The organism is Pseudoalteromonas sp. JB197 (assembly GCF_002332205.1).
In the GTDB taxonomy this organism is placed as follows: domain Bacteria; phylum Pseudomonadota; class Gammaproteobacteria; order Enterobacterales; family Alteromonadaceae; genus Pseudoalteromonas; species Pseudoalteromonas nigrifaciens.
Genome location: NZ_NRGZ01000001.1, coordinates 374988 through 397536, shown reverse-complemented (window position 1 = coordinate 397536; position 22549 = coordinate 374988). Strand labels below are relative to the sequence as shown.

Here is a 22549-nt window from a genome sequence, read left to right as displayed (position 1 = left end):
TTTTATTATACTCAACTTAAATGAACCTAAATTGAGCAGTTAGGTTATTAACCTACATTTTTACGCGCGTTGCGGAACATACGCATCCACGGGCTATCTTCTCGCCACTCATCTGGGTGCCAAGAGTTAGCAACAGCACGGAATACGCGCTCAGGATGCGGCATCATTACTGTTGCACGTCCATCGGTAGAGGTAATACCTGTAATCCCTTCTGGCGAGCCATTTGGGTTTGCTGGGTATTGCGTTGTAGGATTACCGTAGTTATCTACAAACTTAACCGCTACAGTACCCGAGTCTAATGCTGCTTTAACTGCGTTATCGTTTGCAAATTCAGCATGACCTTCACCGTGCGATACTGCAATTGGCATACGCGAACCAGCCATACCATTAAAGAATACCGATGGATTTTCTTGTATTTCTACTAAGCTAAAACGTGCTTCAAAACGCTCTGATTTATTCGTTACAAAACGTGGCCAATGCTCAGTACCTGGAATCAACTCTTTTAAAGTAGATAACATTTGGCAACCGTTACACACACCTAAACTAAAGGTATCTTCACGGTGGAAAAAGCTTTGGAACTGTTCACGCGCCATGTCGTTAAACAATATCGACTTAGCCCAACCTTCGCCTGCACCTAATACGTCACCGTAAGAGAAACCACCACATGCCACTAAGCCTTTAAACTGCTCAAGCGATAAACGCCCTTCTAGAATATCGCTCATGTGTACATCAATGGCAGCAAAACCAGCACGATTAAATGCGGCAGCCATTTCTAGATGAGAGTTTACTCCTTGCTCACGTAAAATAGCCATTGGTGGTTTAGCGCCCGTTGCAATATACGGTGCTGCTATATCTTCGTTTAAGTCAAAGTTTAACTTAACGTTTAAGCCAGGATCTTTAACATCAAATTTGGCATCAAACTCTTGCTTAGCGCACTCAGGGTTATCGCGACGCGCCTGCATTTGATACGTTGTTTCTGCCCACATAGTACGCAGCTCTGTACGCGTGTTACTCAGCACGGTATTTTTACCACGGTTAAATACAATCGCATCGTCGCTATTAAGCGTGCCTATAATATGGCTGATTGTCGCTAAGCCATGATCTTTAAGTACCGCATTAACTGCATCTAAATCACTATTAGCCACTTGAATAACAGCGCCAAGCTCTTCGTTGTAAAGCGCTTCAATGTCGTTGCCTGTTAAGCCATTAATATCAACAGTTACACCTGTGTGGCCAGCAAATGCCATTTCGGCAACTGTGGTAAATAAACCACCGTCTGAACGGTCATGATAAGCAAGTAACTTACTATCAGCTACCAATACTTGCATGGCGTTATAAAAGCCTTTTAATAACTCTGGGCTATCAACATCAGGCGTTATATCACCTAATTGCTTATAAACCTGCGCTAAGCTTGATGCGCCCATGCGGTTTTTACCCGCACCTAAGTCAACTAAAATAAGTGATGTTTCGCCTTTGTCGGTACGTAGCTGCGGTGTCACTGTTTTACGTACATCGTCAACACGGCCAAAGGCAGTGATAATTAACGATAGCGGTGATGTTACTGATTTCTCTTGTGAATCACCTTCATCTTTCCATGTCGTTTTCATCGACATAGAATCTTTACCTACTGGAATTGTTAAACCAAGCGCTGGACAAAGTTCTTCACCTATGGCTTTTACTGCTTCATATAAACCAGCATCTTCACCAGGGTGACCCGCTGCTGCCATCCAGTTAGCCGAAAGCTTAATATTTTCAAGGCTACCAATATTTGCACAGGCAATATTTGTTAACGACTCTGCCACAGCTAAACGCGCCGATGCAGCGTAATTTAATAGCGCTGCAGGAGTGCGCTCGCCCAACGACATAGCTTCACCATGGTAAGTATCGTATGTAGCAGCAGTTACAGCACAGTTAGCCACAGGCACTTGCCAAGGGCCAACCATTTGGTCGCGCGCTACTAAGCCTGTTACCGAGCGATCGCCAATTGTAATAAGGAAGGTTTTTTCTGCAATGGTTGGTAAGCGCAATAAACGCTGCGCCGCATCTGCTACATTAATATTTGTAACATCAAGTGCTTTACCTACAACCTGCTTTGAGGTTACATCGCGATGCATTTTAGGTGCTTTACCTAATAATACGTCTAGTGGTAAATCAACAGGGTTATTATCAAAGTGGCTATCGGTAACCGTTAGGTGTGGCTCAGCAGTCGCTTCGCCTATTACCGCGTACTGTGCTCGTTCGCGCTTACAAATAGCTTCAAAACGGTCAAAATCTTCAACACCTACGGCAAGTACATAACGCTCTTGCGATTCGTTACACCAAATTTCGTGTGGTGCCATACCTGGCTCATCATTTGGAATATCGCGTAGTTGAAACTTACCACCACGGCCACCGTCATTTACTAGTTCAGGAAATGCGTTTGATAAACCACCGGCGCCCACATCGTGAATAAACGCAATTGGGTTTTCATCACCTAGCTGCCAACATTTGTCGATAACTTCTTGGCAACGACGTTCCATTTCTGGGTTTTCGCGTTGTACTGAAGCAAAATCTAAATCTTCATTTGATTGCCCAGACGCCATGCTTGATGCTGCACCGCCGCCTAAACCTATGTTCATTGCTGGGCCTCCTAAAGCAATGAGCTTAGCACCAACAGGAATTTCACCTTTTTGTACATGGTCTGTGCGAATATTACCTAAACCACCGGCAAGCATAATTGGTTTGTGGTAACCACGTACCTCAAGGCCATTATGGCTTGTCACTTGCTCTTCATAGGTACGAAAGTAACCTAACAAGTTAGGACGGCCAAACTCATTATTAAATGCAGCGCCGCCAAGCGGCCCTTCAGTCATAATATCCAAAGCGGTAACAATACGCCCAGGCTTACCAAAATCACTTTCCCACGGTTGCTCGTAACCAGGAATACGTAAGTTAGAAACAGTAAAGCCAACTAAACCAGCTTTAGGCTTAGAACCACGGCCAGTAGCACCTTCATCACGTATTTCACCACCTGAGCCTGTAGCAGCACCTGAAAATGGCGCTATGGCGGTTGGGTGATTATGAGTTTCAACTTTCATTAGTATTTCGATGTCTTCTTGATGATACGCATATTCACCTTGCGCATTGGGGAAGAAGCGCCCCGCTTTTGAGCCTTTCATTACCGCAGCGTTGTCTTTATATGCCGACAATACATTTTCAGGGTTTTTCTCAAAAGTATTTTTAATCATCTTGAACAGCGACTTTGGCTGCTCTTCACCATCGATTGTCCAGTCAGCATTAAATATTTTATGACGACAATGCTCTGAGTTTGCTTGGGCAAACATAAACAATTCGATATCGTTAGGATTACGGCCTAACTTTATAAAGTTTTCTACTAGGTAATCTATTTCGTCATCTGCAAGGGCAAAACCTTGTTCAACGTTAGCAATTGCAAGCGCTTCTCGCCCACCACTTAAAATGTCTACAGATGACATTTGACGCGGTGCATCACTGCGAAATAGTTGCGCAGCATCTTCAAACTGGCTATGGGTTGCTTCGGTCATACGGTCATGTAATAACGCCGTTACTTGTAAAAGTTGCTCTGCGTTTAGCTCACCTTCAACATAATAAGCAATACCGCGTTCAACACGATGAACCTGCTTTAAGCCACAGTTATGGGCTATGTCGGTTGCTTTAGAAGCCCAAGGCGAAATAGTGCCAGGGCGAGGTGTTACTAATACAAGTTTACCTGCTGGGGTATGCTCAGCAATAGTTGGACCGTAGGTTAATAGTTTTTCAAGCTTGGTTTGCTCAGCGCTACTCAATGGCGATGTTAAGTCGGCAAAGTGCGCATATTCAGCATATACGTTGGTGACAGGAAGTTGCGATTGTTGGCAACGCGCTAAAATTTTATTAACTCTGAACTCTGAAAGTGCTGGTGCACCACGAAGGATCAACATAGATAATTTCATCCGGGGTTAGGGATTGAACGATATTTTAGGGCAACATTATAGTCTAAGTAGCACTTAGATTTAACTCATAATTTCGCTTTTCATAAAATTAACTTTTTTTCTTTATTTACAGCCACTCGAAACGAATAAAACTAAACGCTAAGTGACGTAATGGCTAAGTTTTGTTATAACGGGGATTAGGGCGTTAAAGAGGCAAACAATGTTGAAAGAAAAACTAATCATAATTATTACTTTAGTTATGCTGTTGTGTGCATGCGATATACAAGAGCAGTCGACTCAACTTGCCCAAATAAAAGCGCAAAACAAAATTAGAGTGGGTACATTAGCCAGTGCCAGTAACTATTATCAGGCAGTACAAGGTGAGCAAGGCTTTGAATACGAGCTTTCTCAGGCCTTTGCAGACTATTTAGGTGTAGAGCTTGAAATAGTCCCATTTTTTAATTTATCAGACATGTTTGCACGCCTGCAAAGCGGTGATCTTGATTTAATTGCCTCAGGCCTTACCTATAATAAAACACGTGCACAACAATATCGTTTTGGCCCAACCTACCGAACCATTAGTCAAAAACTAGTGTATAAACAAGGTATAGAGCGACCACGCGACTATGATGATTTAACTGGTAATCTCATGGTTATAGCTAAAAGTAGTCACTCACTTACTTTACAAAAAGTAAAAAAAAGCAACCCAGAGCTTAACTGGAGCGAAACCGAAGAGTTTGACGAAGAAGAGTTACTACAAGCCGTTATTGATGGCGAAATAGATTACACTTTAGCCGACACCCATACGTTATCGTTATTTCGTCGTTATCACCCTAATTTAAGTATTGGTTTTTCAATTACACATAACGACCCGATCGCGTGGATGCTGCGTAAATCAAATGACGATTCGCTTTATGCTTTATTAGTCCCTTTTTTTGGTGAAGCAAAACAAAATAATCAACTTTATGTACTTGAAGAAAAATACTTTGGTCACGTTCGTCAATTTAACTACGTAAATACACTTGCCTATATTGAAGCAATAAAAGAAACACTGCCTAAATACCAACCATGGTTTGAACAATATGCAGGAACACTTGATTGGCGTTTACTCGCAGCATTAAGCTATCAAGAGTCTATGTGGAACCCGAGAGCAAAATCACCAACTGGGGTGCGAGGAATTATGATGCTAACCCGTAATACTGCTAAGCAAGTTGGGGTTACTAATAGGTTAGAGCCAGAGCAAAATATTCGCGGTGGCGCAAAATACTTAAGTAAACTAATTAAACGTATCCCTGATCGTATTCCACAACCAGACAGAACCTGGCTCGCACTTGCTGCGTATAATGTAGGCTGGGGACATGTAAACGACGCACGAATTATTACTAAACAACAAGGCGCAAGCCCTGATAAGTGGGCCGATGTTAAAAAGCGCTTACCATTACTAATTAAAAAACGTTACTACCGAAAAACGCGTTATGGCTATTCTCGTGGTGATGTTGCGGTGAGCTATGTTGATAATATTCGCCGTTATTACGATGCCCTAGTTTGGCTTGATGAAAATAACGCAATAGAAGAAAAACCAGAAGCACCTGTAGTTGCCCCCTAAAATTGGGGATGAGGTTGAAGCAAAATAGTAAACTGACAAACGATAATAATAACAACTAATTCATTACTCTAATAAATACGCCCTAGGTAATTAAAAAACTGTTTACTTGTCATCAAATGTTCAATAATGTGTGTTAATTATATATTCACATTAATTAATGATAAACATCTGAGTAATTTGGATATAATTTGTGCATTTCTCATTATTGCATTAGGAGAAAACATGCTAAAACGTAAACGCACGCAAAGATTCAAACGAAAAACAATTAACTCAACAGCAACTCGACGCCGCGTTATGCTGCGTAATTTACATAAAAAAATAATTTGGCGCCGCCGCATGTTTGCAATGCAAAAAATGGCAGAGCTAGATGCTTTAATGGCAGCAAGTTAAAGTTCATTGCTATTACGAGCAGCCTTTTTGGCTGCCTTAATTTGCGCTCTTCTGCGCTTAAAAAAGTCAGATATAATAGTAGCGCACTGCCCCTCTAGTACACCACCTAATACCTCCACCTGATGATTTAGCTTAGGCTCTTGCAACAAATTCATAATCGAGCCAGCAGATCCTGTTTTAGCATCGGCAGCACCAAACACTAAACGCTTAATTCTACTGTGCACTAATAACCCCGCGCACATAGAGCATGGCTCTAAGGTCACATAAAGCGTGCAATCAATTAAACGATAATTATTAAGTGCTTTACCGCCTTTACGTACAGCCATCATTTCAGCATGAGCTGATGGGTCATTATCAGTAATAGAACGGTTATACCCTGCAGCAACAAGCTGATTGTCTTTAACAAGAATGGCACCAACAGGGATCTCATCTAGTTGTTCTGCTTGCTTTGCGTACGTTAACGCTTGTTGCATCCAATAGTGGTCATCAAATCGTTCGTTCATTGAAGCTACTTTAATTATTTTTTATGCATGGATTATATCAAGTTAGCTAATTAAAGTGCGTAATTACGGCATTTATTGCAAAAATAAAACAAATTAAAACGGTTTATCGTGGCTCCTAAGGGGGGATTCGCGCTATAATCTCACGCTTTTTTTATTTAGCTCACAATACGGGTAGCAAATGAAATTTCCTGGACGTCGCAGGCATAAACATTATTTTCCAGTGGAAGCCAAAGATCCACTAACTAATCAACTTAACGCCACAGAAAGATTACACAGTAGCTATATTACCGGAATCGATCAGATTGTTGTCGATATCGAAGCCAAGGTCGATCAAGCTTTCCTTGATGAATTTAAGCTGCAACGAGGCATGTCACAAGTTATAGATAGTGACGTCACTAACGCCTTATATGAGCGTTTAAAGCTACATGAAATGGTTGACTACGAGTATGCTGGCGGAACCGTTGGTAATACTATGCACAACTATTCAGTACTTGCCGATGACAGATCTGTGCTATTGGGCGTAATGAGTGAAAACATAAATATAGGCAGTTATGCTTATCGTTTTTTATGTAATACCTCAAGCCGCGTAGATTTAGATTATTTACAACCAGTAGATGGGCCAATTGGTCGCTGCTTTACACTAATTGATGAAACTGGTGAGCGAACCTTTGCTATCAGTGCAGGGTTAATGAACCACTTACGCCCTGAATCTATCGATAAAAGCCTTATTGAAAATTCTTCCGCGTTGGTGATCAGTGCTTATTTAATGCGCACTCAAGGCGCAGAAACCATGACAGAAGCCACCATACAAGCGGTTAAATACGCTAATGATGCTGGTGTACCTGTGGTACTTACACTTGGAACTAAATTCTTAATTGAACAAGATCCAACCTGGTGGGCTAACTTTGTTGAAAAGCATGTCGATATTCTTGCAATGAACGAAGAGGAAGGCTTGGCAATTACTGGTTTTGAAGATCCCCTTTTAGCAGCTGATAAAGCGCTTGATTGGGTCGACTTGGTAATTTGTACTGCTGGCGAAAAAGGCTTATTCATGGCAGGTTACGTTGACGAGCAATTAAAACGCGAAACTGAGTACACATTATTACCTGGTGCAATCCCAGATTTTAATCGTTATGAGTTTTCACGTGCTATGCGCAAAGCTGACTGCGATGATCCAATTAGAGCCTATAGCCACACAGCCCCATTTATGGGTGGCCCTGATTCAATCAAAAACACCAATGGTGCTGGTGATTGTGCATTAGCAGCTGTTTTACATGATTTATCTGCCAATGTTTATCATAAAATAAACGTCAGTAACTCAGCAAAACACCAGCAAAAAGCAATTACCTATTCGTCATTGTCACAAATAAGTAAATACGCTAATAGAGCAAGCTTTGAAGTATTAGTGCAGCACTCTCCTCGCTTATCTCGTGGTTTACCAGAGCGCGAAGATTGCCTCGAACTAGTCTACTGGGATAAATAATATTTTAAGGAGCTATAACTCCTTAAAATATTGAAATATCGAGTTTTTTAGATAGCAGCTCTAATGCTGCTATCCCCGCCACCGAGTTGCCAAAAGAGTTTAACCCTGGTGACCATACCGCAACCGTAAATTTATTAGGCAATACAGCTAAAACCGTACCAGACACCCCAGATTTCCCCGGCATACCTACCCTATAACCAAAATCACCTGCTGCATCATATAAACCACTGGTAAAGAGTAAAGAGTTAAGCTGCTTAGTTTGACGGCTCGGTAACACCCGTTTACCTGAGGTATTATCAATCCCATTATTAGCTAAAAAGTTATACGCTTTTGCCAGCTCAATACAATTTAGTTCAATTGCACAAAAGTTAAAGTAAGCCCAAAGCACGTCATCTACTTCGTTTTCAAAGTTACCAAATGACTTCATTAAATGCCCCATAGCCGCATTTCTATGCCTAAACTCATATTCTGAGTTTGCTACTTTTTTATCTATTGCTATACACCTATTCCCCGATAAAGCCCGAAATGTTTCAAGCATAGTATGCATCGGAGCCGATAAGCGACTATATAAAGCATCGCAGGTTACAATCGCACCTGCATTAATAAATGGGTTACGAGGTATGCCTTTTTCAAATTCCAACTGAGTAAGCGAATTAAATGCAGTTCCTGATGGCTCTTTCCCCACGCGATGCCACAGCTCATCACCATAACGTTGTAATGCTAGCGTTAATGTCATTACTTTTGATACAGATTGAATAGTGAATTGTTGCGTACAATCACCCGCGCAAAATGTTTCGCCTGAGGTGGTGTAAATAGCAATAGAAAACTGCTCGGGATCAACCTCTGCCAACGCCGGAATATAATCGGCCACTTTACCTTGTGATAATAAAGGAGCTACCTCTTGGGTTATGTCATTCAATACTTGTTGATAATCAGTAGTAGGCAATAGAAACCTCAATTACACGGTTATATAAAGCAGAATTTTAGCATGCAAGCATTAAGTACGCTTTCACTTTTTAAATAGCTTGTGCTTACTTTATAAATTCTAAAAAGCAAAAAACCCGTTACATTGCTGTAACGGGTTTCTTTAATTTAAATCCTGGCAATGTCCTACTTTCACATAGCAAATGCTACACTATCATCGGCGCTGTTTCGTTTCACTACTGAGTTCGGCATGGGGTCAGGTGGGCCCAAAACGCTATTGTTACCAAGAAAATTCGTTTCAATTTTCTTATTTTTATAATTTATTTAATTTAAAGTCTCTCGACTAAATTTGGAGCCTGGCAATGTCCTACTTTCACATAGCAAATGCTACACTATCATCGGCGCTGTTTCGTTTCACTACTGAGTTCGGCATGGGGTCAGGTGGGTCCAAAACGCTATGGTTACCAAGCAAATATGGTGCAAAGAATAAATGACAAGCACGTAGTGCTACCATTTTCTTTGCGCAAGGTGCCTCAATGTTAACGCTACGCGCTAAGAGTCACCTCTAAATTTGGAAAATATCTGATAATATTTTTTAAGTCTTTGCGTAAATATCTACTTTAGCAATATTAACTTCTTGCTTGAACTGTCACATAAAACGCGTTTGGCGTTGTATGGTTAAGCCTCACGGGTAATTAGTACAAGTTAGCTTAATGCCTCACAGCACTTCCACATCTTGCCTATCAACGTTGTAGTCTCCAACGGCCCTTCAGAGAGCTTATAGCTCTAGTGAGAAATCATCTCGAGGCCTGCTTCGCGCTTAGATGCTTTCAGCGCTTATCAGTTCCGAACGTAGCTACCGGGCAATGCCATTGGCATGACAACCCGAACACCAGCGGTTCGTTCACTCCGGTCCTCTCGTACTAGGAGCAACCCCTCTCAATTCTCAAACGCCCACGGCAGATAGGGACCGAACTGTCTCACGACGTTCTAAACCCAGCTCGCGTACCACTTTAAATGGCGAACAGCCATACCCTTGGGACCGACTTCAGCCCCAGGATGTGATGAGCCGACATCGAGGTGCCAAACACCGCCGTCGATATGAACTCTTGGGCGGTATCAGCCTGTTATCCCCGGAGTACCTTTTATCCGTTGAGCGATGGCCCTTCCATTCAGAACCACCGGATCACTATGACCTACTTTCGTACCTGCTCGACGTGTCTGTCTCGCAGTTAAGCTGGCTTCTACCATTACACTAACCGTACGATGTCCGACCGTACTTAGCCAACCTTCGTGCTCCTCCGTTACTCTTTAGGAGGAGACCGCCCCAGTCAAACTACCCACCAGGCACTGTCCGTAACCCCGATTCAGGGGCCAACGTTAGAACATCAAAACTACAAGGGTGGTATTTCAAGGTTGACTCCAACAAAACTAGCGTCTCATCTTCAAAGTCTCCCACCTATCCTACACATGTAGGTTCAATGTTCAGTGCCAAGCTGTAGTAAAGGTTCACGGGGTCTTTCCGTCTAGCCGCGGGTACACAGCATCTTCACTGCGATTTCAATTTCACTGAGTCTCGGGTGGAGACAGCGTGGCCATGGTTACACCATTCGTGCAGGTCGGAACTTACCCGACAAGGAATTTCGCTACCTTAGGACCGTTATAGTTACGGCCGCCGTTTACCGGGGCTTCGATCAAGAGCTTCTCCCTAAGGATAACCCCATCAATTAACCTTCCGGCACCGGGCAGGTGTCACACCGTATACGTCATCTTGCGATTTTGCACAGTGCTGTGTTTTTAATAAACAGTCCCAGCCACCTGGTCACTGCGGCTCCCGTCCGCTTAGAGAGCAAGTCTCATCACAGATAGGAGCGTACCTTCTCCCGAAGTTACGGTACGATTTTGCCTAGTTCCTTCACCCGAGTTCTCTCAAGCGCCTTAGTATTCTCTACCTGACCACCTGTGTCGGTTTGGGGTACGATTCCATATAATCTGAAGCTTAGAGGCTTTTCCTGGAAGTATGGCATCAGCAACTTCATCACCTTAGTGACTCGTCTCGTGTCTCAGGTTTAATGTTCGTCCGGATTTACCTAAACAAACGCCCTACTCACTTTCACATGGACTACCAACGCCATGCTTGCTTAGCCTGCTCCGTCCCCCCATCGCAATTATATCGAGTACAGAAATATTAATCTGTTTCCCATCGACTACGCCTTTCGGCCTCGCCTTAGGGGTCGACTTACCCTACCCTGATTAACATGGGATAGGAACCCTTGGTCTTCCGGCGTGGGAGTTTTTCACTCCCATTATCGTTACTCATGTCAGCATTCGCACTTCTGATACCTCCAGCAACCCTCCCGGGTCACCTTCAACGGCTTACAGAACGCTCCCCTACCACTCATCCTAAGATGAATCCGCAGCTTCGGTGCATAGTTTAGCCCCGTTACATCTTCCGCGCAGACCGACTCGACCAGTGAGCTATTACGCTTTCTTTAAAGGATGGCTGCTTCTAAGCCAACCTCCTGGCTGTCTGGGCCTTTCCACATCGTTTCCCACTTAACTATGACTTTGGGACCTTAGCTGGCGGTCTGGGTTGTTTCCCTCTTCACGACGGACGTTAGCACCCGCCGTGTGTCTCCCGGATATTACTTTACGGTATTCGGAGTTTGCAAAGGGTTGGTAAGTCGGGATGACCCCCTAGCCTTAACAGTGCTCTACCCCCGTAAGTATTCGTCCGAGGCTCTACCTAAATAGATTTCGGGGAGAACCAGCTATCTCCCGGTTTGATTAGCCTTTCACTCCTAACCACAAGTCATCCCCTAACTTTTCAACGTTAGTGGGTTCGGTCCTCCAGTTGATGTTACTCAACCTTCAACCTGCTCATGGCTAGATCACCGGGTTTCGGGTCTATACCTTGCAACTATTCGCCCAGTTAAGACTCGGTTTCCCTACGGCTACCCTAATCGGTTAACCTCGCTACAAAATATAAGTCGCTGACCCATTATACAAAAGGTACGCAGTCACCCAACAAGTGGGCTCCTACTGCTTGTACGTACACGGTTTCAGGTTCTATTTCACTCCCCTCACAGGGGTTCTTTTCGCCTTTCCCTCACGGTACTGGTTCACTATCGGTCAGTTGGGAGTATTTAGCCTTAGATGATGGTCCACCTATATTCAGTCAAAGTTTCACGTGCTCCGACCTACTCGATTTCACTTAAAATGTCTTTTCATGTACGGGACTATCACCCTGTATCGTGGCGCTTTCCAGCAGCCTTCCATTAACACATAATAAGCTTAAGGGCTGTTCCGATTTCGCTCGCCGCTACTTTCGGAATCTCGGTTGATTTCTTTTCCTACGGGTACTTAGATGTTTCAGTTCTCCGCGTTCGCCTCGTTAACCTATGTATTCAGTTAACGATACCTGCAAGCAGGTGGGTTTCCCCATTCGGAAATCCTAGTCTCAAGTGCTTTTTACTAGCTTGACTAGGCTTATCGCAAGTTAATACGTCCTTCATCGCCTCCAACTGCCAAGGCATCCACCGTGTACGCTTAGTCACTTAACCATACAACCCAAACGGGTCTTTGTTGTGTGACAGTTTAACTTCGCCAGAAGTCAATATTGAATACTAAAGTAGATACCAATCAATCAACTCAAAGAGTTAATTAAATGGCACTGAATGGTACTGCTACCATTCTTTTTTTACTTTTGAAAACTCTTGATAAATAACAATGTTATTCATCAGAATTTTATTATCAGCTTTTCCAAATTTTTAAAGAGCATATTAATTAGTTATCCCGAAGGACAAGCACTAATTAACAATCATCTGTGTGGACACTACGAACAAATAAGTTCTAAATCGTATAAGGAGGTGATCCAGCCCCAGGTTCCCCTAGGGCTACCTTGTTACGACTTCACCCCAGTCATGAATCACTCCGTGGTAAACGTCCTCCCGAGGGTTAGACTATCTACTTCTGGAGCAACCCACTCCCATGGTGTGACGGGCGGTGTGTACAAGGCCCGGGAACGTATTCACCGCGTCATTCTGATACGCGATTACTAGCGATTCCGACTTCATGGAGTCGAGTTGCAGACTCCAATCCGGACTACGACGCACTTTAAGTGATTCGCTTACTCTCGCGAGTTCGCAGCACTCTGTATGCGCCATTGTAGCACGTGTGTAGCCCTACACGTAAGGGCCATGATGACTTGACGTCGTCCCCACCTTCCTCCGGTTTATCACCGGCAGTCTCCTTAGAGTTCTCAGCATTACCTGCTAGCAACTAAGGATAGGGGTTGCGCTCGTTGCGGGACTTAACCCAACATCTCACAACACGAGCTGACGACAGCCATGCAGCACCTGTATCAGAGTTCCCGAAGGCACCAAACCATCTCTGGTAAGTTCTCTGTATGTCAAGTGTAGGTAAGGTTCTTCGCGTTGCATCGAATTAAACCACATGCTCCACCGCTTGTGCGGGCCCCCGTCAATTCATTTGAGTTTTAACCTTGCGGCCGTACTCCCCAGGCGGTCTACTTAATGCGTTAGCTTTGAAAAACAGAACCGAGGCTCCGAGCTTCTAGTAGACATCGTTTACGGCGTGGACTACCGGGGTATCTAATCCCGTTTGCTCCCCACGCTTTCGTACATGAGCGTCAGTGTTGACCCAGGTGGCTGCCTTCGCCATCGGTATTCCTTCAGATCTCTACGCATTTCACCGCTACACCTGAAATTCTACCACCCTCTATCACACTCTAGTTTGCCAGTTCGAAATGCAGTTCCCAGGTTGAGCCCGGGGCTTTCACATCTCGCTTAACAAACCGCCTGCGTACGCTTTACGCCCAGTAATTCCGATTAACGCTCGCACCCTCCGTATTACCGCGGCTGCTGGCACGGAGTTAGCCGGTGCTTCTTCTGTCAGTAACGTCACAGCTAGCAGGTATTAACTACTAACCTTTCCTCCTGACTGAAAGTGCTTTACAACCCGAAGGCCTTCTTCACACACGCGGCATGGCTGCATCAGGCTTGCGCCCATTGTGCAATATTCCCCACTGCTGCCTCCCGTAGGAGTCTGGGCCGTGTCTCAGTCCCAGTGTGGCTGATCATCCTCTCAAACCAGCTAGGGATCGTCGCCTTGGTGAGCCATTACCTCACCAACTAGCTAATCCCACTTGGGCCAATCTAAAGGCGAGAGCCGAAGCCCCCTTTGGTCCGTAGACATTATGCGGTATTAGCAGTCGTTTCCAACTGTTGTCCCCCACCTCAAGGCATGTTCCCAAGCATTACTCACCCGTCCGCCGCTCGTCAGCAAAGTAGCAAGCTACTTTCTGTTACCGCTCGACTTGCATGTGTTAGGCCTGCCGCCAGCGTTCAATCTGAGCCATGATCAAACTCTTCAATTAAAAAGTTTTATGTCTTTCGACAGCTCAATGAATTCTGAATTTTTTGTTTTTGTTGCCAAAAACGAATTGACTGTGCGTTATTATTTTCACTTTTAAAAAAAGTGAAATCAAAACAGCTCAAGGCTGAATCTTTTAATAACATATGGTCACTCAGTTTCAATTGAGGCTCTAATTTGTTTGCCTTACTTAGCGAACCAAGCTTGGCTGTTAGAACTCAATCTGTACGAGTGCCCACACAGATGATTGCTTTATATTGTTAAAGAACGTTTTGAGTCGCTTTAGCGTCTCAAGGGATGCGTATAATACATCCTTTATTTTTCGAGTCAACACTTTGTTTTAAACTTTCTTTTTGGAAGATTTAAAACCGAAGTTTTATTTAACTCTCTGAGTAGTTCGCGTCTCGCTATGCTTCGTCCGCTGCGCGTCGCCATATCCCTTCTCAGTGGGGTCGCATTATAGGGAGCCGCAGATTTTACGCAAGCGTTTTTATCGCCTTTTTTGCATTTAATTTTTACCCCAAAGATACACAAGCCAGGCTCACAGGTTACCCACAAAACCCTGTGGATAACTGCGTGTTTTATTCCTTAAACAAGCTTACTGTTATATTGCTATAAACTTAAAAATGTAAAAAGCACCTAGATAAGGTGCTTTTAAAAGTAATAGTTATTAAGTTTTAGTACAAAATACTATATAACTTGCGACGATACTTTGCTGCAAGTGCATCACCGTAGGGTAAAGAGGCAATAATAGCTAAAAAACTTGGTTTTGCTTCGTTAAAATTCAGATCTTTTTGCAGCACTGTAAATAGTACATCTAATGCTTCTTCTTTTCTGCCGGCTTCATTGAGTAAAATACTTAGCTCTTCTTTTAATTCTAAGTCATTTGGGTACTTTTCTACTTGTTGTTGCTTTTCTTTAATCTCTGGTGAATCTTTTGCTTCAAGCGCAGCTTCGCATTTTGCTTTTATATTATTAAAGTAAGCATCTTGCTCTTGTACATCTATTGTATTAATTAGTGCTTGCGCTTCATCTACTTTATGAATTTGAATACATATATCTGCAAGTACTAATTTAATACGCGCGTTGCTGTTGTCAATTTCATAAGCTTGCTTTGCATAATTAAACGCGGCATTTAAATCTGACTTTAATAATGCTTGCTTTGCTTGCTCTAATAGTAAGTCTTGTTGAGCGGGTAAATGTTTAGCTAATGCTTCACGAATTTTCGCTTCAGCTTGGGCACCCGATAATACATCAACGGGCGCTGAGTCTTTTAACAACACCAGTGTTGGTAGTGTTTGTAAACCAACTTGCTGTGCTAATTGCGAAGCCAGAGCTTGCTCGGCATCGCAATCTAAATTTGCTACTACTATATAGGCGGTATATTCAGCGGCTAATTTATCTAATATTGCTGCCTGGTTAATACATTCAGGACTTTGCGCTGAGTAGAAGTTTAGCAGTACCAACTTTTGTTGTGATGTTTCGCCGAGTACTTGCTGAAAATTTTGCGCGTTGATACTAACTATGTTGCTCATTGAATTGGTTGCCATATTCATTTATTTAGGTTTTTATATGGTGCTGAACATAATTATTACAAGTCATATATCTAAATCACTTGGATATACATTTATCTCAATAAGGGAAAATCATGAAGTTAACTTACTTAGGCACAGCGCTATTATTAGCTAGCCCTCTATTGGCGGCTAAATCATTAGACTTAAATTTACATAGCAGCATGCCAGCCATTGAAAGCTTTTACCTCGATCTGCATCAATCACCCGAGCTTTCGTATCACGAGCAACAAACCGCAAAAAAAATAGCAGCGCAGTTAAACAAGCTTGGTTTTGAAGTTACAAGCAATGTGGGTGGTTTTGGCGTTGTAGGCATTTACAAAAATGGTGATGGCCCCACAGTAATGATACGTACCGATACTGACGGCTTACCTATTACAGAACAAACAGGTAAGGCGTATGCTTCTAAAGTAACAGTAATAGACGAGCACGGTGCAAAAGTAGGTGTTATGCACGGCTGCGGTCACGATATACATATGAGCTCATTCATTGGTACTGCTGAACAACTAATTGCTCACAAAAATGCATGGCAAGGCACGCTAATGATGGTGGCACAACCCGCAGAAGAAGTAGGCGGTGGCGCTAAAGCCATGCTAAAAGAAGGCTTATTTAGTAAATATGCAAAACCTGATCACATAATTGCGCTACATGTAAGTGCAAGTGTGCCTGCCGGTAAAGTTGCGATGAAAAACGAATATACTATGGCCAGCGTCGATTCTGTTGATATAACTATAAAGGGTAAAGGCGGACATGGAGCTTATCCGCATACCACTATTGATCCGGTTATTATTGCTGCGCGCACTGTGCTTGCACTGCAAACTATTACGAGTCGTGAGCTTTCACCGCTTGAGCCATCAGTTATTACTGTTGGATCTATTCATGGTGGCTCAAAACATAATGTAATTTCTGATGAAGTAAAGTTACAACTTACATTACGCAGCTATAACCCTGATATTAGAAATGCACAAATTGCAGCAATTAAACGCATTACCGCCGGTATTGCACAAAGCGCAGGCCTTGAGGAAGCGCTCTACCCTAAGGTGCAAGTACATGAAGGTGAGTCAATTCCATCTACATATAACAATCCGGCACAAACCAACCTTGTGCGTCAAAGTATTGCCAGCGCTATTGGTGATGAAAATGTGCTTGAAACCCTCCCTGTAATGGCAGGTGAAGACTTTGGCTTATATGGCCGCACTGACGAAAATATTCCTATCACACTATTTTGGCTCGGTGGCGTTAACCAAGCAAAATATGCAAGTGCAATAAAAGCGGGCAAAACATTACCTTCACTGCATTCAAGTAAGTTTGCCCCAGACTATAAAGTCGCACTACCAACTGGCATTAAAGCCATGAGTAATGCAGCGGTAACTTTGTTTAATCAATAGTTTTATTAAAATAATAGCTCTGTAGTTAACCTGTAACAGAGCTTTTTTTATAACTTGACTTTTTATAAGGCGTTTTTTGGCCACGTTTAACAAAACGCTTTTTAGCTGAAGTTTTAGGCAGCTTTGCAAATACATTGCTATCGCAATTTGCAGCTTGTTGTACAAAACTATTTAAGTCGGCAAGTAAAGGCTGTAAAAATTGCTGATAGCTCATTACTTGCTGTGCAATATCACCTAAGCTCGACTCCCATTTAGCGGTTAAATCGGGGCGAACTAAACCTTGCGGCAGCACACTAATAAGTGCACTCCCGGTTTCGGTTGCTTTAATTAATTTGCCTTCACGTTTTAAAAAACGGCGTTTAAATAATAATTCAATGATCCCCGCTCGCGTTGCCTCTGTGCCTAAGCCATCGGTGTCTTTAAGTACTTTTTTTATCTGTGGATCTTGTACATAGCGGCTTATGCCTGTCATGGCTGCAAGTAAAGTCGCATCACTAAAGTGCGCTGGCGGTGAGGTATATTTTTCAACAACCTCCCCTTGCGAGCAAAAAAGTAACATGCCTTTTGTTAAAGGCGGTAGCGTGGCTTCATCTTTCAATTCAGACTTACCCATTAGCACCTTAAAACCCAAGCTTACATCTTGCTTTGCATTTGCTTTAAATAACCCGCCAGCAATAGTTATCTCTGCTTTAGTTTCGTTGTAAATATAGTCGGGATAAAACTGTATTAAATAATGACGACATATTAATTGATAAACCTTTGTCTCATCGCTACCTAAACTTGCCGACTTTAACTGTTTTGCCGTAGGGACAATGGCGTGATGCGCAGCCACTTTTGAATCGTTAAAACATTTACTACGTTTTTTACTATCAGCTGCTTTTACTAACTCAACACCTTGCCCGCCATTAGTGCTTATAGCTTTTAAAATAACAGACGCATCTTGGTGATGATCATTAGGTAAGTAGCGGTTGTCTGAACGTGGGTAGGTAATTAACTTATGACGCTCATAAAGAGTTTGGCATATATCCAGCACCTTTTGCGCTGGCATAGCAAATGCTTTTGCCGCGTCTATCTGCAAAGCAGATAAGTTATAAGGCAGTGGCGCAGTTTGTTTTTTTTGTTTTTGTTCAAGCGCCGTTAGCTCAGCATTTTGCTGTGTGATACGCGAGGCTACGTTTTCAGCCAATGCTTTATTTAATACTCGCCCTTCTTCGTCTTGATAAGGCTCACATGCCTTACTGGGTATCCATTTTGCACTAAATGATTGTTTTTCGGGGGTGACTAAGTGGGCTAATACTTCATAAAATGGCTTCGGTACGAAATTTGCTATGTCATTATCTCTATTAACCACCAAGCCAAGTATGGGTGTTTGTACTCGTCCCACAGAAAGTACGTTACCAAACCCAGCTTTTTGCCCTGCTAAAGTATAAGCGCGGGTTAAATTCATACCAAACAACCAATCAGCACGAGATCGCGCTAAGGCTGAAACGCTCAACGGAATAAACTCACGGTTAGAGCGCATAGTCGTTAATGCTTTTTTTACTGCAGCTAAGTTTAAATCACTAATTAATAAGCGTTGGATATGCTGCTTTTTAGTTTTACTTATTTTGGCTTCTTCAATAACTTGATCGACAAGTAATTGCCCTTCTCTATCGGGATCGCCTGCATGCACTAGTGCTGTAGCCTGTTTGATTAGCTTTTTTAACACAGTAAGTTGCTTGCGAGTTTTAGTTTTTGCTTTTAATTGCCACTGCTCAGGAATGATAGGTAGGTGCTCAAACTGCCACTTTTTAAAGCGCTCATCATAGTCATCGGGCTCGGCTTGCTCGAGCAAATGACCAATACACCAAGATACGCAATCACCATTTGCAACTTCAATGTAGCCATCGTGCTTTTTGTGCGGTTTTGGTAACGCGTCGGCAATAGCACGCCCTAATGACGGCTTTTCGGCAATATAGAGTTTCATAAGCAAGCTCTTCCACTGTTTATATACACAGTAGTTTAGCATATCAATTTACAGTGTGGGATGTTTTTATTAAATCGAACTATTTAAGAACTCTGGGGTATTTGGCTGAGGTGGTGACTTTTAGTTAATTTTGACTAAAAGTCACCTGAAATCAATTACACTTAGTTTGCTTAAGCCAAGTGTGTTTTTAATAAAATGACTGCTACCTTACATCGATAGGATCAGACTCTTTGGCCTTTCCTTGTAAAATAGATATTTCAACGCGACGATTACGACGGCGATCTTCATTGCTGTCATTTGGCACTAACGGCCGGGTTTCAGCACGCCCTACTACCATCATTCTATTTTTATCAAATCCAACTACTTTTTGCAGCTCACTGGCTACTGCAACTGCGCGCTTAGATGAAAGATCCCAGTTATTAATATATAATTCGTTTGAAACCTGAAAATCGTCGGTATGCCCCGACACGGTAATTTCTCCAGGCACATCTTTTAATAGCACGCCAATTTCTTGAATAATGGGTTTAAACTTAGGTTGTAAAAATGCACTACCCGAAGGGAAAGAGCCATTTTCACGAATACGAATAATTATTTGCTGCCCTAATGATTCAAGCTCTATGGCACCATCAATTATTTGTTTTTCTAACTGCTGAGCGATTTTTTTAACTAAGTCGTTTGTTTGCTGTTGATCGGCCGCTGAAACAGCCTGTGCCTGTCCTGAAGCTTCTTCTTTAGAAGTACTACGAGACTCGCCACCACGTTTATCGCCGCGCTGCTCTTGCCTTCCGCCTGCTGAGCTTTCATCTCCCGCCTGAAACTCCAACATTTGCTGGGTCATTTCTACCGTTTGTTGTTGAATTATTTCAATCGGCGTAGGCTCTGGCTTGCCCGGGGTAAACTCCATAGCAATAACTGAAGTGCCTTTGGGAATATCTTTAGCTTCTATTTTATTTTGTACACCAAATGCAAATTTCATCGAACCGGCAATTTGTTTAAATTTAAGTACATCCATTTCAGAAAACGCAAGCAAGAGCACAAAAAAGCACATTAATAGCGACATTAAATCTGCGAATGTCGCCATCCACGCAGGTAAACCTGGGGGTGGGCACTTGCACTCTTGATCAGACATAATTAATCCTCAGTGTTTACTTTACGTTTTGATTCTGCAAGATAGTTTTTCAAAATACCTTCTATTACTTTTGGATTTTGACCATCTTGAATACCTAAAACCGCATCTAAAATTAAACGTTGATTCATTGCCTCTTCGTCTTTACGCAGCTCCAATTTGGTTTGAATCGGAATAGCCACTACGTTTGCTAAAAATGCGCCGTATAAAGTGGTTAACAATGCCACCGCCATAGCCGGACCAATTGCTTTAGGATCATCCATATTAGATAACATCGCAACTAGGCCTATTAAGGTGCCTATCATTCCCATTGCCGGAGCTATATCACCCAAAGATTTAAATAAGGTAGCGCCTTTTTCATGCCGTATCGTGGTTAATGAAATATCTTTTTGCAGTGTGGCCCGCACTACGTCTGCGTCGTGTCCATCGACAAGCATGTCTATTCCTTTGCGCATAAATGAATTCGGTATTTCTGCCTCTTCAAGCGCTAAAAACCCGCCTTTACGTGCTGAATCAGCAAGCTCTACTGCTTTTTCAATTAGCTCTTCAGGCGTTTCAAGCTTAAACATAAACGCTTTGGTTACTACCTTACCTATGCCTAAAAATTGCGTCACTGTAAAATTAGATAAAACGATAAATAATGAGCCGCCAAATACAATTACAACAGAGGGCGTGTTGTAAAACATAGCCACTTCACCGCTACTACTCATAAACATGGACATGACAATTAAGCCAATTGCGCCAATAATCCCAATTATGGTTGCTAAATCCACATTCCCTCCAAAGGTTTTTGCTTTTATATGCAAACGTTTGTTATTTATTGCTTATCGGCAAGACACTGAATTGCTTAAGTCATTTTTATAGATAAACATAAAAAGTTAGATTAAGCACCATTTTAGATCAACTTGCGTTATCTATCTAATTATCAATTTTTTAAATTAAAAACACTAATTAACACCTATAAAGCTAACTTAATCCTATTATCTATTAAAAAACCATTTCATCCTTTGACCTAGTTTAGCATTCCCCCTAAAATTGACTTCTAAATTTATTATGTAAGTTGAAATAAAGATGGCGACTAAAAAACCTGAAAACTTAAGTTTCGAGCAAGCACTAGAAGAATTAACAACAATCGTTAGTGAAATGGAACAAGGTGATTTATCGCTTGAGCAGTCATTAAAACAGTTTGAGCGTGGCATTGCTTTGGCCGGCGCATCGTCTAGTAAGTTGCAACAAGCTGAGCAAAAGGTGGCTATTTTGATGGGCAAAGATGAGAAGTCTGTATTAACCGACTTTGATAATGATATGGAATAGCCGTGACTATTAAAGAACTTATTACACATGCTCAAACTGATGTAGCCAATACTCTTAACCTTTATTTTGACCAATCGCTTAATACTGACGAGACCATAAAAGCCGCCACCCATTATAGTTTAATGAATGGCGGCAAAAGATTGCGTCCTTTTTTGGTTTACGCAACGGGTAAAATGCTCGGCGCAGATAAGCAAGATTTAGACGTACTTGCTGCAGCTATAGAATGTATTCATAGCTACTCGTTAGTTCACGATGACTTACCAGCTATGGATGATGATGAATTACGTCGCGGACGCCCAACCTGTCATATAGTGTACGGTGAAGCACACGCAATTTTAGCCGGTGATGCACTGCAAGCTTTAGCATTTGAGTTAATAGCCAAGCATAATTTTAACTGTAGTGCTCAAGCTCAAGTTAAAATGATTGCTGAACTGGCACATGCCTCTGGGTTACAAGGTATGGTGGCAGGCCAAGGGCTTGATATTGCAGCTACTGATAAAGTAATAACCGTGGCTGAACTTGAGCGTATTCATAAGTTAAAAACCGGTGCGCTAATAAGCTGTGCAATTACACTGGGGGCTTTGTGCTCGAACAATGTTAGTCAAAACACGTTAGAAAATTTAGCCACTTTTGGCTATGCCATAGGGCTTGCATTTCAAGTACATGACGATATTTTAGACGTAGAAGGCGATACCGTTACTTTAGGTAAGCCTCAAGGGTCAGATATCGCTGCGAATAAAGCGACATATCCCGCTTTATTAGGTATGCTAGGCGCTAAAGAAAAAGCGCAAAACTTAATACAACAAGCCCATGCAGCGTTAGCAAATATAGACGCCGATACCAGTGCTTTAGCGTCACTAGCTAACTATTTAATTGAACGTGACCACTAAACACGGCTTAAATGTATTGCAACTTAGCACTAAAATTATTACTGAACATCAAATAACTCAAACAA

13 protein-coding genes and 4 rRNA genes are annotated in these 22549 nt (G+C 42.4%); 6 read left to right on the top strand and 11 right to left on the bottom strand.

Annotation, left to right across the window (positions count from 1 at the left end; genetic code table 11):
- Nucleotides 1–47: 47 nt before the first annotated feature.
- Complete coding sequence (purL, locus tag CIK86_RS01830) at nt 48–3938, bottom strand: phosphoribosylformylglycinamidine synthase (protein ID WP_086998982.1); 3891 nt, start codon at nt 3936–3938, stop codon at nt 48–50.
- Between the two features lie 211 nt (nt 3939–4149).
- Here purL and mltF point away from each other — a divergent pair, with 211 nt between their 5' ends.
- Together mltF and CIK86_RS19200 are read left to right on the top strand one after the other, a co-directional pair.
- Entirely contained in the window at nt 4150–5535 is a 1386-nt protein-coding gene (gene mltF / locus CIK86_RS01825; RefSeq protein WP_086998979.1) for a membrane-bound lytic murein transglycosylase MltF, read from the top strand.
- Between the two features lie 222 nt (nt 5536–5757).
- A complete protein-coding gene (locus tag CIK86_RS19200; protein WP_167376939.1) occupies nt 5758–5925 on the top strand; it encodes a hypothetical protein in 168 nt (55 codons plus the stop codon).
- On the opposite strand, the gene tadA is transcribed toward CIK86_RS19200, so the two are convergent.
- Entirely contained in the window at nt 5922–6428 is a 507-nt protein-coding gene (gene tadA, locus CIK86_RS01820; RefSeq protein WP_086998976.1) for a tRNA adenosine(34) deaminase TadA, read from the bottom strand. The genes CIK86_RS19200 and tadA overlap by 4 nt on opposite strands.
- 178 nt (nt 6429–6606) lie before the next feature.
- Between tadA and CIK86_RS01815 the strand changes: the two genes are divergently transcribed.
- Nucleotides 6607–7911, top strand: a complete 1305-nt coding sequence (locus tag CIK86_RS01815) for an inosine/guanosine kinase (protein ID WP_011328991.1) — start codon at nt 6607–6609, stop codon at nt 7909–7911.
- Between the two features lie 22 nt (nt 7912–7933).
- Here the strand turns inward: CIK86_RS01815 and glsB are convergent, their stop codons facing one another.
- The 6 genes from glsB to CIK86_RS01780 all read right to left on the bottom strand — a co-directional run bounded on the left by glsB (nt 7934) and on the right by CIK86_RS01780 (nt 15764).
- The gene (glsB, locus tag CIK86_RS01810) at nt 7934–8857 is read right to left on the bottom strand and encodes a glutaminase B (protein WP_011328992.1); all 924 of its coding nucleotides are present in this window, start codon (nt 8855–8857) and stop codon (nt 7934–7936) included.
- Nucleotides 8858–9008: 151 nt separating this feature from the next.
- Nucleotides 9009–9123: ribosomal RNA gene (gene rrf / locus CIK86_RS01805) — 5S ribosomal RNA — on the bottom strand.
- A gap of 66 nt (nt 9124–9189) precedes the next feature.
- Nucleotides 9190–9304, bottom strand: a 5S ribosomal RNA gene (gene rrf, locus CIK86_RS01800).
- 205 nt (nt 9305–9509) lie between these two features.
- A 23S ribosomal RNA gene (locus CIK86_RS01795) occupies nt 9510–12398 on the bottom strand.
- A gap of 299 nt (nt 12399–12697) precedes the next feature.
- Nucleotides 12698–14233 (bottom strand): 16S ribosomal RNA (locus CIK86_RS01790).
- The 16S, 23S and 5S rRNA genes sit together here, the layout of an rRNA operon.
- A 673-nt stretch (nt 14234–14906) precedes the next feature.
- Nucleotides 14907–15764 (bottom strand): tetratricopeptide repeat protein, encoded by an 858-nt coding sequence (locus CIK86_RS01780; protein WP_086993237.1) that lies wholly within the window; start codon nt 15762–15764, stop codon nt 14907–14909.
- A gap of 113 nt (nt 15765–15877) precedes the next feature.
- On the opposite strand from CIK86_RS01780, the gene CIK86_RS01775 reads away from it, so the two are divergent.
- Nucleotides 15878–17188 carry an amidohydrolase gene (locus CIK86_RS01775; protein ID WP_086993167.1) on the top strand — a complete coding sequence of 437 codons (1311 nt, stop codon included), beginning with the start codon at nt 15878–15880 and terminating at the stop codon, nt 17186–17188.
- A gap of 25 nt (nt 17189–17213) precedes the next feature.
- Here CIK86_RS01775 and CIK86_RS01770 read toward each other — a convergent pair whose 3' ends face one another.
- The 3 genes from CIK86_RS01770 to pomA all read right to left on the bottom strand — a co-directional run bounded on the left by CIK86_RS01770 (nt 17214) and on the right by pomA (nt 21053).
- Nucleotides 17214–19154, bottom strand: a complete 1941-nt coding sequence (locus CIK86_RS01770; protein WP_086993168.1) for a DNA topoisomerase III — start codon at nt 19152–19154, stop codon at nt 17214–17216.
- A gap of 202 nt (nt 19155–19356) precedes the next feature.
- The gene (locus tag CIK86_RS01765; RefSeq protein ID WP_086993169.1) at nt 19357–20283 is read right to left on the bottom strand and encodes a flagellar motor protein MotB; all 927 of its coding nucleotides are present in this window, start codon (nt 20281–20283) and stop codon (nt 19357–19359) included.
- 2 nt (nt 20284–20285) lie between these two features.
- Entirely contained in the window at nt 20286–21053 is a 768-nt protein-coding gene (gene pomA / locus CIK86_RS01760; RefSeq protein WP_086993170.1) for a flagellar motor protein PomA, read from the bottom strand.
- A 298-nt stretch (nt 21054–21351) separates the two neighbouring features.
- Between pomA and CIK86_RS01755 the strand changes: the two genes are divergently transcribed.
- Together CIK86_RS01755 and ispA are read left to right on the top strand one after the other, a co-directional pair.
- Nucleotides 21352–21594 carry an exodeoxyribonuclease VII small subunit gene (locus tag CIK86_RS01755; protein WP_011329014.1) on the top strand — a complete coding sequence of 81 codons (243 nt, stop codon included), beginning with the start codon at nt 21352–21354 and terminating at the stop codon, nt 21592–21594.
- 2 nt (nt 21595–21596) lie between these two features.
- Entirely contained in the window at nt 21597–22484 is an 888-nt protein-coding gene (gene ispA / locus CIK86_RS01750) for a (2E,6E)-farnesyl diphosphate synthase (protein WP_011329015.1), read from the top strand.
- Nucleotides 22485–22549: the final 65 nt, after the last annotated feature.